The following is a 15,182-nucleotide window of genomic DNA, read 5'->3' as shown; positions in this document are numbered from 1 at the left end:
ACTAAGCCTAGCAATGCCCGATAGTCTGGGATGACTATGCAACGCAATCGACTCATTGCCCTGATCAGCGCCGCCTCCACGGTCGCTGCCGCGACCATTAGCTGGTTCTCCGTCCGCAGGCTCGCGGACCGTAACCGCCCCGTATCCCAAGCACCGGTTGTAGATGTCGCGACATCCGCCCGCAAGGTTGCCTTGGTCGTCAATCCCTCCAAGTCAGGTACTGATAAGGCGATTGCTGCGGTGCGCCACGTATGTGCCGAGGCAGGTTTGGCACGACCACTGGTCCTGGAGTCCTCCGTCGAGGATCCGGGTGTCGGTGCCGCACGCGAGGCGTTGGAAGCCGGATGTGACGTAGTTATTGCGGCCGGAGGCGACGGCACAGTCCGCGCCGTGGCCGAGGTGCTGCGCGACACCGAGGTCTCCCTGGGGATCATTCCGCTGGGCACCGGGAACCTGCTGGCACGAAACGTCGAGATACCGCTCGAGGACATCGGGACGGCCGCATTCGGGGCCGTCCGCGGCCCGGTGCGCACCATCGACACGGGCTCGATCACCTTGGACCATCTTGACGGGCGCACCAGCGAACACGCGTTCCTGGTGATTGCCGGGGTGGGCACCGACGCCGACATGATGGAAGACACCAACGCGGAGCTCAAGGCCAAGGTCGGCTGGCTCGCCTACTCCGAAGCCGGGTTCCGCCATCTGCCGGGCAAACGCAAGAAAATCTCGATCGCCTTGGACGGCGGTTCGGAACAGACCCGTAGCGTGCGATCGGTGCTGTTCGCCAACTGCGGGAAGCTGCAGGGACTGGATCTCATCCCCGGGGCCAAAATCGACGACGGCGTCCTGGACGTTCTGGTGCTCAGCCCGCGCAGCGCGGCCGGATGGGCCTGGATCTTCCTCAAGACGGCGTTCAGGGCCCGCGGCGCGATCCCGGTCATGGGCTTCTACCCGAGCGCTTCGCTGAGCCTGCGCTGCCATGAACCCATGAACACGCAGATCGACGGCGACAGCATGGGGCTGGTGAACGGGCTCAAGGTTGCAGTGAAGCCCTCGTCCCTGAGGATCCGCCAGGGCTGATGCTGCCGGTGACCCCACGCTGCCGGCGGATCCATGCGCACCGGTCCCCTGTCTAGGTGGTCAGCCGCGTCCGGAGCCCGGAAACCCAATTATTCGCCTTGGAAAACGCCTCATCCGAGTTGTGCGCATCAACGGAAGAGGACAGGCCCTCCGCCGCCGGGTAGGAACCCAGGAACCGCAGGTTCGGGCAGACGCGATGCAGCCCGTTCAATGCATCCGCCACGCGCTCCTGGGCCAGATGCCCGTCGACGTCGACGGAAAAGAAGTACTTGCCCATGCCTCCCCCGGTGGGACGGGACTCGATGCGGCTGAGGTTGACCCCGCGCACCACGAACTGTTCCAGGATCTCCATCAAGGCCCCGGGACGGTCCTCCGCCAGCGGCAGGATGACGGTGCTCTTATCCACCCCGGTGGGTGCGGGGATCGGCCCCGGTCGGGTGACCAGCACGAACCGCGTGACCGCGCCGGCGTAGTCCTCGATTTCCGTGCGCAGGATCTTGAGCCCGCGCTCCTCGGCTACCAACGGCGAACAAATGGCAGCATCATGGGTTGTTTCCTCATCAAGCAAGCCCAATGCCCCTGCCGCCGTGGAAGAAGCCGGGATGAATTCAGCTTCGGGAATATTGGATTCGACCCACCCGCGGCATTGCGCCCAGGCGTGGCCGTGGGTCGAGACCGAGCGGATCTGTTCGATGGAGTCGATGTTCTGCCGCACGGCGAGCACAAAGGTGATTGTCACCAGGGCCTCACGCATGATCTGCAGGGCATCGCCGGTGGCTATGGCGTCCAGCGTGGTGGACACCCCGCCTTCGACCGAGTTCTCGATCGGAACCATGGCCGCGTCGGCTTCCCCGCTGCGGACCATTTCCAGGGCCGCGTTGACGTTGGCCGCAGGGATGCGCTCGGCGTCCCGGGCGGAGGGAACCTGCAACAGGGCCGCCTCGGTGAAGGTCCCGGCAGGACCCAAGTAGGTATAGATCATCGGACGTTGGGCTCCTGCCCGTTTTCGCTTTCCAGCTTGTACCCGGCCTCGAGCCAGGCCCCGGAGCCGCCGGCGATGTTCAGGGCACTGTAGCCCTGCGATACCAGCCAGTCGGCGGCCTGCCCCGAGCGTCCACCGGTGCGGCAAATGATGTAGGCGTCCGTATCCGGGTCAAGTTCCTCATAGCGCACCGGCAGATCGCCGAGCGGAATGTGGATGGCGCCGGCCGCGTGGCCCTCGATCCACTCGTAGTCTTCACGGACATCCACGATCAGCGCGCCGGCAGGCACCTGGTCGACCGAAACCGTTTCAAAATCACTCATGGCTCTCCTTGGGCTTGCCGATTCTTCAGTTGCCCTTCAGCCTAGCGCCCGCTGGGGATTGCCCGAGGTTTCGGTGAAGCTGATGTTTCGTTCGTTTCGCACTTTCCGGATGCTCCTTCGTCGCTTCCCGGGCGGCGGGGCGCCCCGGTCCCCACGCGTACTAGTGTCGAGATGGGACCCGGGCCCCGCGCCCCGTCCGGAGGCACCTTGCCGAACCTCCGTCGCCCCGGTCCGCCACGTGCTTGCAAAGGAGTCCACGATGACCGAGATATCCACACTAACCGCCTTGCAGTTGCGCGATGCGCTGCGCAGCAAGGAATTCAGTGCCCGAGAGGTGGCCGGGTACTTCCTGGGGCGTATCGAACAGCTCAACTCGTCCCTCGGATCGTTCATCACGGTCACCGCCGAGCACGCGATGGTCCAGGCCCAGCACGCTGACGAGGCCCTGGCCGGGGGCCAGGGCCTCGGCATGCTGCACGGAATGCCCTTGGCCTACAAGGACCTGCTGGATGTCTGCGGTGTGCCCACCAGCTACGGAACCGCGGCGTTCGGGTCGGCAGCCACCGCGCAGAAGGACTCCCCGCTGGTGGCGATCCTCGCCGGGGCCGGGGCGATTTCACTGGGCAAGACCCAGGTCCCGGAATTCGGGCTGAGCTGCCATTCGGAAAACAACGTGGCACCACCGGCGCGCAACCCGCTGGATACCAGGCTTACTGCCGGGGGATCCAGCGGAGGGGAAGCGGCCGCGGTGGCAGCGGGCATGATTCCCTTCGGGCCAGGCAATGACGGCGGAGGTTCGGTGCGCATCCCCGCCTCTGCATGTGGGCTGATCGGGCTCAAGCCCTCGCTTGGCACCATCCCGAGCGACGTGCTCGAGGGGACCCTCGACAGCTTCGGCGCACCCCGTCTCACCGTTTCGGGCCCCTTGGCCCGCACCGCACGGGATGCGGCGCTGCTGATGGATGCCATGGTCGACCCGACGCGGGAAACCTACCTCGAGGCACTTGGCGAGGGGTCCGTTGGGTCCCTTCGCGGCCTGCGCATCGGCGTCAGCACCGCCAGCCCCTTTGAATCGGCGTATTCCATCAAGCTCTCACCCCAGGCCCATGCAGCACTGGAGCAAGGCATCTCCCGGCTGGGTGCACGGGGACACCACCTGGAAGAGGCGGAGATCTTTTACGACCCTGCCTACCCCGAAACCTTCTCCACGGTCTGGACCAGCGGCCTGGCTGCCGCCCCGATCCCCCCGGGAAGCGAAGCAAGGCTGGGAACCCTGGCTCGTTCCTTCCGCGAACGTGCCACCAGGCGCGGGCGGGACATCTCGCTGGCCGCCGCGCGCCGCCTGAGCGAGATCGCCGCTGATTTCCGCACCCAGTGGGGCCGCTACGACATCGTACTGACCCCAGCCATGGCCTTCAGCCCTCCGGAAATCGGCTTCTTCACCTCTCAGGATGCCGATACCGACTACATGCGCCAGTGTCAGTACACGCCGTTCACCTCCATGGTGAACGTTTCGGGCCTTCCGGCCATCACGGTGCCTACGTTGGTGACCGCCGACGGACTGTCCATGGGTGTGCAGTTGATCGGCCGGGCGGGTTCCGAGACCCGGCTGTTGGCACTGGCGGCCCAACTTACCGAAATGTGAGATTGATCTACAAAGTAGGCATGGCGTAGGTCACGGGCCAAAAATTGAATACATGTCTATACCCACCCCCCTGAAGGAACAGTCTTCGACGGGCTTCTTCGGCCACCCCAAAACACTCTCGAACCTCTTCAGCATCGAGATGTGGGAACGCTTCTCCTTCTACGGGATGCAAGCGATCCTGGCGTACTACATGTACTTCTCCATCGCCGAAGGCGGGCTCGGGCTATCCCAGGACCTGGCGCTGTCGCTGGTTGGTGCCTACGGTGGCGCCGTTTACCTGAGCACCATCCTCGGTGCATGGCTTGCCGACCGACTGGTTGGCTCCGAGAAGGTCCTGCTTTACGCGGCCTTCATGATCATGGCCGGGCACATCGGCTTGGCTGCCCTTCCCGGGGCCGCGGGTCTTACAGTCGGCTTGGTCCTGGTTGCTGTGGGCTCCGGCGGACTGAAAGCCAACGCCACGGCATTGGTGGGGTCCCTCTACTCCAAGGAAGACACCCGCCGCGACGCCGGGTTCTCCATTTTCTATATGGGCGTGAACATCGGCGGCCTGCTGGGCCCGCTGCTCACCGGTTTCCTGCACGCGCGCTGGGGCTTCCACATTGGTTTCGCCGCAGCCGCGGTGGGCATGGCCGTGGGTGTCGCGATCTACCTCAGTGGCCGCAAGAACCTGCCGGCCTCGGTCCACGTGGTCAGCAACCCGCTTCCGGTGAATGATCGCAAGAAGTACCTGGGCTATGCCGCTGCCTTCATCGTGCTGGTCGTGGTGGTGTTCGCGCTGAAGATCGTCACCGTCGAGACCCTGGCCCGCACCATCGCCTACGCCGTCATTGCGGCCTCGATCATCTACTTCACCCTGATGCTGCGCTCCAAGCGCGTCACCAGGGTCGAGCGCAAGCACGTTCTCGCCTTTATTCCCCTGTACATCGCCTCCGCCGCGTTCTGGGCCCTGTTCCAGCAGCAGTTCACCTTCATCGCCGTGTACTCGCAGGAACGCCTGGACCGCACAATCTTCGGATGGGAAATGCCCGCCTCCTGGGTCCAGTCGATCAACCCGGTCTTTATCATCGTGCTGGCCGGCGTGTTTGCAGCGCTGTGGACCAAGCTCGGCGTTCGCCAGCCGGGCACCCCGGTGAAGTTCTCGCTCGCGTTGATGGTCGTTGGACTGGCTTTCTTGGTGTTCATCCCGCTCGAGTCCCTGGAGAAGACCCCGCTGTTGGCACTGGTCGGAATCCTGTTCCTGTGCACGCTGGCCGAACTGTTGCTCAGTCCCATCGGGCAGTCGGTTGCCACCAAGCTTGCCCCGGCGGCCTTCGGCACCCAGATGATCGCGCTGTTCTTCCTCTCCGTCTCCCTGGGCACGACGCTGGCCGGGATCTTGGCCGGTTTCTACACCGAAGGCAACGAGANCCGCTAGGTCCGGGTCCACCGCCAAGCAAGCGGCGCCCACACCCGGCATCCACGCCGCGGTGCGGGCGCCGCTGTGTCATCAGGTGGCACCGGTGACGGCACCATTCTTCGAGAGTCCTTGCGCTCAGCCGTCGCAGTCCACGATCATCCTGCCGATGTTGCCGCCGCACAGCAGGGACGCGAACGCCTCGGCAGTGCGGTCAAAGCCATCGATCGCCGTGTGGATGCTGCGGATCTTCCCTGCACGCAACCAGTTTGATGCATCGGCCTCGAAGTCAGGGCGCAGGTCCTCGTTATGCGTCACGTCGAACCCGCGCATCACCAGCTGTCGGTGGATCATCCGCGTGTAGTTCGCCGGACCGCGGCTGTCTGTGCCCTTGCCGTACTGCGAGGCCGCACCGCAGATCACCACCCGACCGCCGAAGTGCAGTTCCTCCAGCGCGGCTTCGAGCTGTTCCCCGCCGACATTGTCATAGAACAGGTCGATCCCCTCCGGGGCCGCGGCGCGAAGGAGTTCCAGGGCCGGGCCTTCATGGTGGTTGAAGGCGGCATCGGCTCCCAGCTCCCCCAGCAGCCGAACCTTTTTGGGTGAACCCGCGCTACCGATGACGGTGGCGCCAACGGCCTTGGCGAACTGCACGGCGCAGCTGCCGACGCCGCCGGCCGCACCGGAAACAAAGACGGTGTCCGTGGTCCGCACGGCGCCAAAGCGCATCATCCCGGTGTATGCAGTGAAACCCACGTGCCCCAGTACCGTGAGGTGTGCCTCCAGGGGGACATCGGGATCCGGCTCGGGTATGGCGCGCAGCTCACCGGCGTCGGCAACGTCGATGCTGCGCCACGGTGACTTCCGCACGGCAAGATCCCCCGGTCCGAAGGCTTCGCTGCGGGATTCAACGACCTCCACGACGCCGTCGCTTGCCGGGACGTCCCCGGGGCGGATGCCCGGGCCGTAGGCGGTGTCCGGACCGCCGATCCGATTGGCCAGCCCCGCATTCAGGCCCAGCCGGCGCAGTCGGACCAGGACCTGGCCTTCGCCGAGCTCCGGGACGTACGCTGTGGCGATCCTGAAATCCCGGGCTGCGATGGCCCCGTCCGGATAGCTGGCCAGCTGCACTTCATGTGATTCCATGGCACCAGCGTAGGCGTTCTTGGCCCGCTGTCCATGCTTTCCGCTCCGAAGCGGTTCAACGGATCCAGTGCCCCGCTCCGGGGAACCCTTCTCCCGCGTCGCCGCCACAAAACAAGACCGCCGCCGCATCGCGGGATTCGATCCTGGATGCGGCGGCGGTGCGGGAACAGTGGTGCGGGGGCCGGACTACAGCCCGGGGATCCCACCGATGAACACGAACATGAACAGATATGCCACTATCTGGAAGGCAAGCATCAGGTAGCCCAGCACCAGCCCGAAAATGGCCATGCCCCGTCCATGCGGCTCTCGCTTCAGGGCCAAGTGCCCGCAGACGATGGCGCCCAGCTGGGGCACAAGCATCATTCCGCCGCTGAGCAGCGCCACGATCCCGGCCACCAGCGACACGATCGAGAGCACGTTGCTCGGCTTCGCCTGCTGCACCGGATACCCGTGGTTGGGATAGCTCTGCCGGGGGTATCCAGGGGCTGGGTGAGCCTGCTGCGGGTAGCCCTGCCACTGCCTGTTTTGGCCGGCGAACCCTTCCTGGTGCCCGCGCGGATCCCCGTTGATCGGAGGGGAGTCAAGCGGCATCCGGGAATAGGGGTTGCGCGGCGGTGCCGCGTTCGGGTCCTGCGACCAGCGCGCATCCATCGGATCGCTGAAAGACGGCTTGGAACCGGGGGTGCTTTCCCCGTCTTCGAGATTGGCCATGGTTTGTCCCTCCCGCCGGGTCGACCTTTTCGAACCCGGCACGCCCCGTGCTTCGGCACGACACCAGGGACCCAGTTTAGCCATGATCCATCAACACAGCCCACTCACATTCGTCGCTCAGGAACCGGTGGGAGGGTTGCATCATGGACAAGGCACCAGCTCCACCGGCCGCACCGAACCATCCCCGTCGCCATGCAGTTCCCCCGTACCTCTTGATGTCGATGGCCGCCTGCGACGGCGCCTGGGAGGCCCCGTCGTCGATGCTCGATCTCATTGCCGGTCCCTCTGCACCCGGCCAGGGCCCTGGACCGGACAGCGAAACCCGCAAGCGCATCGCCACCCGCGCACGCCAGACACTGCTGCTCGACCAGGCAATGCTGCATGAACGTGCAATTACGCACACCGATCCGCGCGACCTGCTGGATCCGGCCGGGAGGCTGGTGCCGGTGGTATCCGATGCCTGGGGCGCAGAGACGACACCGGGCACCACCTCCCGCACCCAAGACCAGGATTCCGCCGAGGACCACGACGTCAACGACGCATACCACGGCCTCGAGCACGTCAACGCGTTCCGTGCCGAGCTCTTCAAGGACTCCTCGCCCAAGGGTGCGGGCCTGGTGCTGCGAAGCACCGTTCACTACGGGTTGCACTATTCCAACGCGTTCTGGGACGGCGCCCAAATGGTGATGGGCGACGGTGACGGGGAGGTCTTCAACTCCTTCACTTCCTCGCTTTCGATGATGGCGCACGAACTCGGACACGGCCTGCTGCAAAACACCACCAGCCTGGCCCACCATGGCCAGTCCGGGGCGCTGAACGAGTCTCTGGCCGATGTCTTCGGCGCCCTCGTGGAGCAATACGTGAGCGGGCAGGATGCCGCAAGCGCCAGCTGGCTCATCGGCAAGGGGCTGTTCACCGATAAGGTGCAGGGCACGGCCCTGCGATCCATGGCCGCCCCAGGCACCGCCTACGACGACCCGGTCCTGGGCAAGGACCCGCAATCGGGCACCATGTCCGGATACGTGCACACCGGCGAAGACGACGGCGGGGTCCACCTGAACTCCGGCATACCCAACCACGCGTTCCACCTTTTCGCCACTGCATTGGGCGGCAACGCCTGGGAAACCGCCGGTTCGCTGTGGTTCAACGTCGTGAACACCAGTGCGTTGCCCGAGGACTCGGACTTCGGCACCTTTGCGGAACAGACGCTGCTCCAGGCCCGCCGCCAGAACGGCGCCGGGTCGATGGTTGAACGCGCCCTGGCCGACGCCTGGGACGCGGTCGGGGTGGTTCCCCGGGCGCTGGACCCGGCAAGAAGTTAACGGTCCCCGCCCTCCGCGGTCCGCGCGGCGACTTGTTCGGCCCTCCGCGGCGAAAAAATGAGAAACTTGGGGCATGGCCCACCCACGCGCCGGAACCCCGGCCTTGCCCCAAGACCTGATCGACCTCCCAGCGGTGCGCAACGCGTACTTCGACATCCATCCCGATCCCTCCGACCCCGCCCAGCGCGTGGCCTTCGGAACCTCAGGGCACCGCGGCACCTCGTTGAACGGATCCTTCAACGAGGACCACATCATGGCCATCACCCAGGCGATCGTGGAGTACCGGCGCGGAGCCGGCATCACCGGGCCGCTCTTCGTCGGCAAGGACACCCACGCGCTCTCGGACCACGCCCAAGACACGGTGCTGGAGGTGCTGGCAGGCAACGACATCGAGATCCTGGCTGACGCGCGCAAGGGCTGGACCCCAACTCCTGCCCTGAGCCACGCCATCCTAGGGCACAATGCAGACGCCGCCGCCCCTCGGGCCGATGGCATCATCATCACCCCTTCGCACAACCCGCCGGCCGACGGTGGCCTGAAATACAACCCGCCGCACGGCGGTCCCGCCGACACCGACGCCACGTCCTGGATCGCGGAGCGGGCCAACCAGCTCCTTGAAGCCAAGCTTTCGGGCATCAGGCGCATCTCCTTGGACGCAGCACTCTCCGGGGGCAGGATCGGCGCCTTCGACTTCATGCCTTCCTACATCAACGATCTGCCCTCGATCCTTGACATGGATGCCATCCGCGAATCAGGGCTGCGCATCGGCGCCGACCCGATGGGCGGCGCGGCGGTCGATTACTGGGGTGCCATCGCGGAAACCCACAAGCTCGACCTGACGGTGGTCAACCCGGCGGTGGACCCGCAGTTCGCCTTCATGACCCTGGACACCGACGGGAAGATCCGCATGGATTGCTCCTCGGCGCACGCGATGGCCTCGCTGATCGAGGCACGGAACTCCTTCGACATCTCCACGGGCAACGACGCCGATGCAGATCGCCACGGCATCGTGACCCCGGATGGCGGGCTGCTGAACCCCAACCACTTCCTGGCCGTGGCGATCCAGTACCTCTACACGCACCGCACCGGGTGGTCCCCGGATGCGGGGATCGGCAAGACGCTGGTCTCCTCTTCCATGATCGACCGCGTGGCGGCAAAGCTGGGCCGCACGCTGGTGGAGGTGCCCGTGGGATTCAAGTGGTTCGTGCCGGGGCTGATTGATGGAACCGGTGCCTTCGGCGGCGAGGAATCGGCCGGCGCATCGTTCCTGCGGCGCGATGGAAGCACCTGGACCACCGACAAGGACGGGATCCTGTTGGCGCTGCTGGCCAGCGAGATCACCGCCGTCACCGGCTCAAGCCCGTCGGTGCACTACGCCGGGCTTGTCGCCGAGCATGGCGCGCCTTCCTACGCACGCCTCGACGCCACCGCGGACCGAGCGCAGAAAGCCCGCCTGGCCAACCTGTCCGCCAAGGATGTGAGCGCCGAAATGCTGGCCGGCGAGAAGATCACCGCCAGGTTGACCGAAGCCCCGGGAAACGGGGCAAAGATCGGGGGCCTGAAGGTCACCACCGAAAACGCGTGGTTCGCCGCTCGTCCCTCGGGAACCGAGGACAAGTACAAGATCTATGCCGAGTCGTTCCTGGGCGACGAGCATTTGGCCCGGGTTCAGGCCGAAGCGCAGACCATCGTCGCGGCGGTACTGGGATAACATCACGATCTAGAAATGAAACGGTGTATGGCCTGTAGGTATGTCGATTACGACATACCTACAGGAGACGCTTGATGAGCTTACTCTTCGCCCAGGTGTAGGGGGGATAGACCGCCTTGAGCGTGTCGAGCACCGTGGTCTTGCCCATCACGGCCCGCATCTGCGAGAGCCGCTCGAATCCATGGCGTCCGTGGTAAGAACCCATGCCCGAGGCCCCTACCCCGCCGAACGGAAGTGCCGGGACGGCAAGGTGCAGGTTCGGGGCATTGTGCACGATCGCCCCTGCCCTCACCTGGTCGCCGAAGGAGGACTGCAGGCGCGGGTTCTCGCTGAAGAGGTAGGCGACAAGCGGATCGGGACGCGCATGGATGAAGCGCACCGCCGCGTCGAAGCTGTCCACCGCGACGATCGGCAGGATCGGACCGAAGATCTCTTCGCTCAGGAGCGGGGAATCCGGATCCACGTTGGCCAGCACCGTGGGTTCGATCTTCAAGGAGTCCCGGTCATGCCCGCCGCCGATGACAATCTCGCCATCCCCCAGGTAGGACACGAGCCGGTCGAAGTGTGCCGCGTTCACGATCCGGCCGTAGTCGCGGCTTGCCATGGGGTTCTTTCCGTAGAACCCGCTGATGGCCTTGGCCAGCTGCTTTTCCAGGTTCCGCCCGGCATCCCCTACCGACAGGACATAATCCGGCGCAACACAGGTCTGCCCCGCATTCATGAACTTCCCGAAGGCCAGTCTGCGTGCAACGGCAATCGAGGACCCGTCCATCACCACCGCCGGGGACTTGCCGCCCAATTCCAGGGTCACCGGGGTCAGGTGCTCCGCCGCAGCCCGTGCAACGATCTTCCCTACGCGTTCTCCTCCGGTATAAAAGATGTGGTCAAAGTGTTGTTCCAGGAGCACCTTGCTTGTTGAGGCGCCACCTTGGATAACGACGCAGGCACGGGGGTCCATGAACTGCGGGATGAGCTTGCCCAGCATTGCCGAGGTCGCCGGGGCCAGCTCCGAGGGCTTGATCACCGTGACGTTTCCCGCCGCGATCGAAGCGACAAGCGGGGCCAGGACAAGCTGCATCGGGTAATTCCAGGCCCCGATGACCAGCACCACGCCCAAGGGCTGCGGCTCGATCTTGGCCGCCGCCGGCTGTAGCGCCAACGGGACCTTGACCGGCTTGGATTCCATCCACTCGGAGAGGTGGAGCTGCGCGTGGTCGATTTCTGCGCGGACCATGTCGATCTCCGTCATCTTCGCCTCGACGGAACCCTTGCCCAGGTCATCGTCCAGCGCGTCGACGAAGTCCTGCTCGTGCGCCTCGAGCATGCGTTCGAGCGCCTTGAGCTGCGAGGCCCGGAAGCGACGCGGATGGGCCAGCCGGGTCGCCACCACGTCGTGCATCGAAGCGACGATCTCCCCGATCTTCTCGGGGGATTCGGCCACCACCTGGGGAAGCTCCAGTTCGTTCAGCGCCCTGGAGGAGCGTGGCGCTGCTGAGTCATGTGCGGTCTTCGATGTTGCCATGTTCCGAGCCTACGGCCCGTGCGGCATCGGCAACAGGGCGCCACACCAGCACCGGCCCCCCGGCAAGGTCATGGCCACCGACGCAGTTGACCCCGTCCGCACCGCGTGGGATAGGCTCACGCATAGTGACACGGGGTGTTGGCGCGCAAGCTGCCCGACTGAGATAAGACCCGTTGAACCTGAACTAGTTCGTACTAGCGGAGGGATGTTGCTCATGGATCACATGGCGCCTTCAACATATTTTTCACCCGGCGAGCTCGCCGATGCCCTGGGCGCGTTGCGCGCCTCGACCCCCTTGGTCCATTGCCTGACCAACACCGTGGTCACCAACTTCACCGCCAACGTGCTGCTGGCCGCGGGAGCTTCCCCGGCCATGGTCGACGTTCCCGGGGAGGCCGGAGGGTTCGCCGAGGTGGCATCGGCCGTCCTGGTGAATCTGGGCAACCCCGGTGCCGAGCAGCGTGCGGCAATCACCGCGGCCGTTGCCGCCGCCTCAACCGCTCCAACACCGTGGGTCCTGGACCCGGTGGCCGTCGGATCCCTCACCGTGCGCACGGAGTTCGCGTTTGGCCTCCGTGATGCCAGGCCTACGGTGATCCGTGGCAACCCCTCGGAGATAATGGTGCTCGCCGGCACGGGGGCCGGTGGGCGCGGGGTGGAGGCCACCGATTCGGTCCACGCGGCGGCCGAAGCGGCCATCTCCCTCTCCTTGCGCAGTGCGGCAGTGGTCGCTGTCTCCGGGCCCGCGGACCTTATCACCGACGGGCGGCGCACCGTACACGTGCACGGCGGAAGCGAGCTGCTCACCAAGGTGACCGGCGGCGGCTGCGCACTGGGGGCGATTTGCGCCGCCTTCCTGCCCACCACGTCCGATCCGCTGCTGACCACCGTTGCAGCGCACGCCTTTTACTCCGCGGCCGCCGAACGCGCGGCAACGACAAGCCGCGGCCCGGGATCGTTCGCGATGGACTTCATTGACGCCCTGCACGCGCTGTCCCCCGCCGACTTGGCCGCCACGGCGGTGCTTTCCTGATGCCGGGCTCGGGAATCTACCTGGTGCTCGATTCGGCCTCCTGCGCCGGACGCCCGCTGGCGGAGATCGCCAAGGCAGCCGTTGTTGGCGGGATCAGGACTGTGCAGCTGCGCTGCAAGGACATGCCCGCGGCCGAGTTCCTCCAGGAGGTTATCTCCTGCGCCCGGCATACCTCAGGACACGCGACACTGCTGGTCAACGACCGCGTCGACGTATACTTGGCCGCCCGCGCCGCCGGAGCCGATGTACAGGGGGTGCACATCGGGCAGTCCGACATCCCCGTGGCCTTGGTCCGTGAACTCATCGGGCCCGAAGCAGTGCTCGGGCTCAGCGCCGCCACCGCGGCGGAGATCACCGCGGCCAACCTGGTCAACGAGCGCACCCCGGGCACCATCGACTACCTGGGCGTCGGCGCCGTGCATGCCACTCCGACCAAGGCGGACCACCCCGAACCCCTGGGATATGAGGGGCTGGCGCGCATCGCCTCATCCAGCGCCCTTGGCTGCGTGGCAATCGGGGGCCTGGACGCCTCCGATATCCCCGGGGTCGTATCCAGTGGAGCGACGGGGATGGCCGTGGTGCGCGCCATCTGTGCCGCCGGCGACCCACGCGCCGCAACCGAGAACCTTCTAACCCTCTGGGAGGGAACCACACCGTGACCAACACGCAGAACACCAAGAACATCCTGTCCATTGCCGGGTCCGACCCCTCGGGAGGCGCCGGGATCCAGGCAGACCTGAAGTCCATTGCGGCGACCGGGGGCTACGGCATGGCTGCCATCAGCGCACTGACGGCGCAGAACACCCGAGGGGTGCGCTCCGTGCATGTGCCTCCCGCCGGTTTCCTCACCGAACAGCTCAATGCCGTCAGCGAGGACATCGCCATCGACGCGATCAAGATCGGCATGCTGGCCAACGCGGAGGTCATCAACGAACTGGGCCAATGGCTGGCCGGCATCCGATCCGCGGGCACCGGTGCCCCGGCGGTGGTCCTTGACCCCGTCATGGTTGCCACCAGCGGGGACCGGTTGCTGGATGCGGAATCCGATGCGGCGCTGCGCCGGCTCTTCTGCCACACCGACGTGATCACCCCCAACATCCCCGAACTCGCGGTGCTCGCGCGTGCTGAAATGGCCACCGACTGGGAAACCGCGGTGGTCCAGGCACGCGGCCTCGCCGCCGAATACGGCGTGATGGTCCTGGCCAAGGGCGGCCACCTCGAATCGGCAAGCTGCCGCGACGGGCTCATCGACTCCGATGGGGTGATTCTCTCGGTGGCCTCGCCCCGGCAGTACACGCCGAACACGCACGGCACCGGATGCTCGCTCTCCGCCGCGCTGGCCACTTGCTACGCCCGCACCGGGGACTGGGGATCGGCGCTGCTAAACGCCAAGAGCTGGCTGGCCGGCGCCATTTCGCGGGCAGACGAGCTGTCGGTGGGTTCCGGGCACGGCCCGATCAACCACTTCGCCTCGCTCTGGGACGGGGTGCGCCCGGCGCACCCCGGGGACCCGATGGCGCAGTGGTGGCAGAAGATCGCGGCAATCCGCACGGGCATCGATGAACTGGACTTCATCCGCGCACTGAAGGACGGCTCGTTGGCCCGCGAGCATTTCGAGGACTACCTGGGCCAGGACGCCCTGTATCTGCGCACTTATTCGCAGGTGATGTCCCGGGCCTCGGCGCTTGCCCCGGACACCGAGTCACAGCGCTTCTGGGCGGCAAGCGCCAGCAGCTGTCTCGAGGAGGAACTGGCGTTGCACCGCGGGCGGCTCGCCGAACGCGTCCCGGAACCTTCGACCACCACCACCGCCTACCTCAACCACCTGAAGGCATCGGCGAACAACTACCCGGTGCTCATCGCCGCGATCCTGCCGTGCTTCTGGATCTATCAGGACACAGGCAGCCGGCTCGCGGCGGCCAACCGGCAGGACCACCCGTATGCGGATTGGCTCACCAGCTACTCCTCGGTCGAGTTCGATGCGGCCACCGCGGCCGCAATCGACATCACCCGCACGGTGCACCAAGGCGCCGATGAATCCACGCGCACCGCGATGTGGCGCGCGTTCGAGGCCTCCAGCCTCCACGAGCTTGCGTTCTTCGACCAAACAGCAGCCCCCGCCACCTCCCGGGATTCGAGTGCGGGCGAACCGGTGGCGGCCGGGTAGCCCTTCTTGCGCGGGGTGCGTAGTGCCTCATGTCAAGGTGCACGCCAAATGACTACCGCATGCCTCACCAAAAATGCACGCGAAATCGGGTCATGCGATTCGAGTCTGGGACTGGGTTTTCAGGGCGGCTAGCCGTATGAGTTC

General features: G+C 65.8%; 12 protein-coding genes, 1 pseudogene and 1 riboswitch. Of the genes and pseudogenes, 8 read left to right on the top strand and 5 right to left on the bottom strand.

The window, feature by feature from the left end:
- Positions 1 to 36 precede the first annotated feature (36 nt).
- Entirely contained in the window at positions 37 to 1,080 is a 1,044-nt protein-coding gene (locus ABEA12_RS10675; RefSeq protein WP_210102241.1) for a diacylglycerol/lipid kinase family protein, read from the top strand.
- A 52-nt stretch (positions 1,081 to 1,132) separates the two neighbouring features.
- On the opposite strand, the gene pheA is transcribed toward ABEA12_RS10675, so the two are convergent.
- Positions 1,133 to 2,062 carry a prephenate dehydratase gene (gene pheA / locus ABEA12_RS10670; protein WP_210102242.1) on the bottom strand — a complete coding sequence of 310 codons (930 nt, stop codon included), beginning with the start codon at positions 2,060 to 2,062 and terminating at the stop codon, positions 1,133 to 1,135.
- Complete coding sequence (locus tag ABEA12_RS10665) at positions 2,059 to 2,385, bottom strand: rhodanese-like domain-containing protein (protein ID WP_210102243.1); 327 nt, start codon at positions 2,383 to 2,385, stop codon at positions 2,059 to 2,061. Before ABEA12_RS10665 ends, pheA begins: the two co-directional genes overlap by 4 nt.
- 259 nt (positions 2,386 to 2,644) lie before the next feature.
- Here ABEA12_RS10665 and ABEA12_RS10660 point away from each other — a divergent pair, with 259 nt between their 5' ends.
- Both ABEA12_RS10660 and ABEA12_RS10655 read left to right on the top strand, forming a co-directional pair.
- On the top strand, positions 2,645 to 4,030 hold the full coding sequence (locus ABEA12_RS10660; RefSeq protein WP_210102244.1) for an amidase: 1,386 nt from the start codon (positions 2,645 to 2,647) through the stop codon (positions 4,028 to 4,030).
- 52 nt (positions 4,031 to 4,082) lie between these two features.
- A pseudogene (locus ABEA12_RS10655) lies at positions 4,083 to 5,438 on the top strand (peptide MFS transporter); the annotation flags it as partial.
- Positions 5,439 to 5,564: 126 nt separating this feature from the next.
- Here ABEA12_RS10655 and ABEA12_RS10650 read toward each other — a convergent pair.
- Both ABEA12_RS10650 and ABEA12_RS10645 read right to left on the bottom strand, forming a co-directional pair.
- Entirely contained in the window at positions 5,565 to 6,572 is a 1,008-nt protein-coding gene (locus tag ABEA12_RS10650; RefSeq protein WP_210102246.1) for a zinc-binding dehydrogenase, read from the bottom strand.
- A gap of 186 nt (positions 6,573 to 6,758) precedes the next feature.
- Positions 6,759 to 7,283, bottom strand: a complete 525-nt coding sequence (locus ABEA12_RS10645; RefSeq protein ID WP_210102247.1) for a DUF4190 domain-containing protein — start codon at positions 7,281 to 7,283, stop codon at positions 6,759 to 6,761.
- A gap of 143 nt (positions 7,284 to 7,426) precedes the next feature.
- Here ABEA12_RS10645 and ABEA12_RS10640 point away from each other — a divergent pair, with 143 nt between their 5' ends.
- Both ABEA12_RS10640 and pgm read left to right on the top strand, forming a co-directional pair.
- Complete coding sequence (locus ABEA12_RS10640; protein WP_210102248.1) at positions 7,427 to 8,605, top strand: M4 family metallopeptidase; 1,179 nt, start codon at positions 7,427 to 7,429, stop codon at positions 8,603 to 8,605.
- Between the two features lie 73 nt (positions 8,606 to 8,678).
- Positions 8,679 to 10,316: a phosphoglucomutase (alpha-D-glucose-1,6-bisphosphate-dependent) gene (pgm, locus tag ABEA12_RS10635; RefSeq protein WP_210102249.1), complete on the top strand. Its 1,638-nt coding sequence runs from the start codon at positions 8,679 to 8,681 to the stop codon at positions 10,314 to 10,316.
- 58 nt (positions 10,317 to 10,374) lie between these two features.
- Here pgm and ABEA12_RS10630 read toward each other — a convergent pair whose 3' ends face one another.
- On the bottom strand, positions 10,375 to 11,838 hold the full coding sequence (locus ABEA12_RS10630; RefSeq protein WP_210102250.1) for an aldehyde dehydrogenase family protein: 1,464 nt from the start codon (positions 11,836 to 11,838) through the stop codon (positions 10,375 to 10,377).
- Between the two features lie 121 nt (positions 11,839 to 11,959).
- Positions 11,960 to 12,061, top strand: a riboswitch (TPP riboswitch).
- Here ABEA12_RS10630 and thiM point away from each other — a divergent pair.
- From thiM to thiD, 3 genes are all read left to right on the top strand, one after another.
- Positions 12,053 to 12,871 carry a hydroxyethylthiazole kinase gene (gene thiM / locus ABEA12_RS10625; protein ID WP_210102251.1) on the top strand — a complete coding sequence of 273 codons (819 nt, stop codon included), beginning with the start codon at positions 12,053 to 12,055 and terminating at the stop codon, positions 12,869 to 12,871. It overlaps the preceding riboswitch by 9 nt.
- On the top strand, positions 12,871 to 13,530 hold the full coding sequence (gene thiE / locus ABEA12_RS10620) for a thiamine phosphate synthase (RefSeq protein ID WP_210102252.1): 660 nt from the start codon (positions 12,871 to 12,873) through the stop codon (positions 13,528 to 13,530). Before thiM ends, thiE begins: the two co-directional genes overlap by 1 nt.
- Entirely contained in the window at positions 13,527 to 15,038 is a 1,512-nt protein-coding gene (thiD, locus tag ABEA12_RS10615) for a bifunctional hydroxymethylpyrimidine kinase/phosphomethylpyrimidine kinase (RefSeq protein ID WP_210102253.1), read from the top strand. Before thiE ends, thiD begins: the two co-directional genes overlap by 4 nt.
- Positions 15,039 to 15,182 lie beyond the last annotated feature (144 nt).

Source organism: Paeniglutamicibacter antarcticus (genome assembly GCF_039544305.1).
Lineage (GTDB): Bacteria > Actinomycetota > Actinomycetes > Actinomycetales > Micrococcaceae > Paeniglutamicibacter > Paeniglutamicibacter antarcticus_C.
The sequence above is the reverse complement of the archived record's forward strand: the minus strand, read 5'-3'. Positions and strand labels throughout refer to the sequence as shown.

Bases quoted from the DNA above. Each gene is read 5' to 3' on its own strand.
- thiE (WP_210102252.1), top strand. From the start codon at position 12,871: ATGCCGGGCTCGGGAATCTACCTGGTGCTCGATTCGGCCTCCTGCGCC.
- ABEA12_RS10650 (WP_210102246.1), bottom strand. From the start codon at position 6,572: ATGGAATCACATGAAGTGCAGCTGGCCAGCTATCCGGACGGGGCCATC.
- ABEA12_RS10630 (WP_210102250.1), bottom strand. From the start codon at position 11,838: ATGGCAACATCGAAGACCGCACATGACTCAGCAGCGCCACGCTCCTCC.
- ABEA12_RS10645 (WP_210102247.1), bottom strand. From the start codon at position 7,283: ATGGCCAATCTCGAAGACGGGGAAAGCACCCCCGGTTCCAAGCCGTCT.
- ABEA12_RS10660 (WP_210102244.1), top strand. From the start codon at position 2,645: ATGACCGAGATATCCACACTAACCGCCTTGCAGTTGCGCGATGCGCTG.
- ABEA12_RS10640 (WP_210102248.1), top strand. From the start codon at position 7,427: ATGGACAAGGCACCAGCTCCACCGGCCGCACCGAACCATCCCCGTCGC.
- ABEA12_RS10665 (WP_210102243.1), bottom strand. From the start codon at position 2,385: ATGAGTGATTTTGAAACGGTTTCGGTCGACCAGGTGCCTGCCGGCGCG.
- thiM (WP_210102251.1), top strand. From the start codon at position 12,053: ATGGATCACATGGCGCCTTCAACATATTTTTCACCCGGCGAGCTCGCC.
- pheA (WP_210102242.1), bottom strand. From the start codon at position 2,062: ATGATCTATACCTACTTGGGTCCTGCCGGGACCTTCACCGAGGCGGCC.
- ABEA12_RS10675 (WP_210102241.1), top strand. From the start codon at position 37: ATGCAACGCAATCGACTCATTGCCCTGATCAGCGCCGCCTCCACGGTC.
- pgm (WP_210102249.1), top strand. From the start codon at position 8,679: ATGGCCCACCCACGCGCCGGAACCCCGGCCTTGCCCCAAGACCTGATC.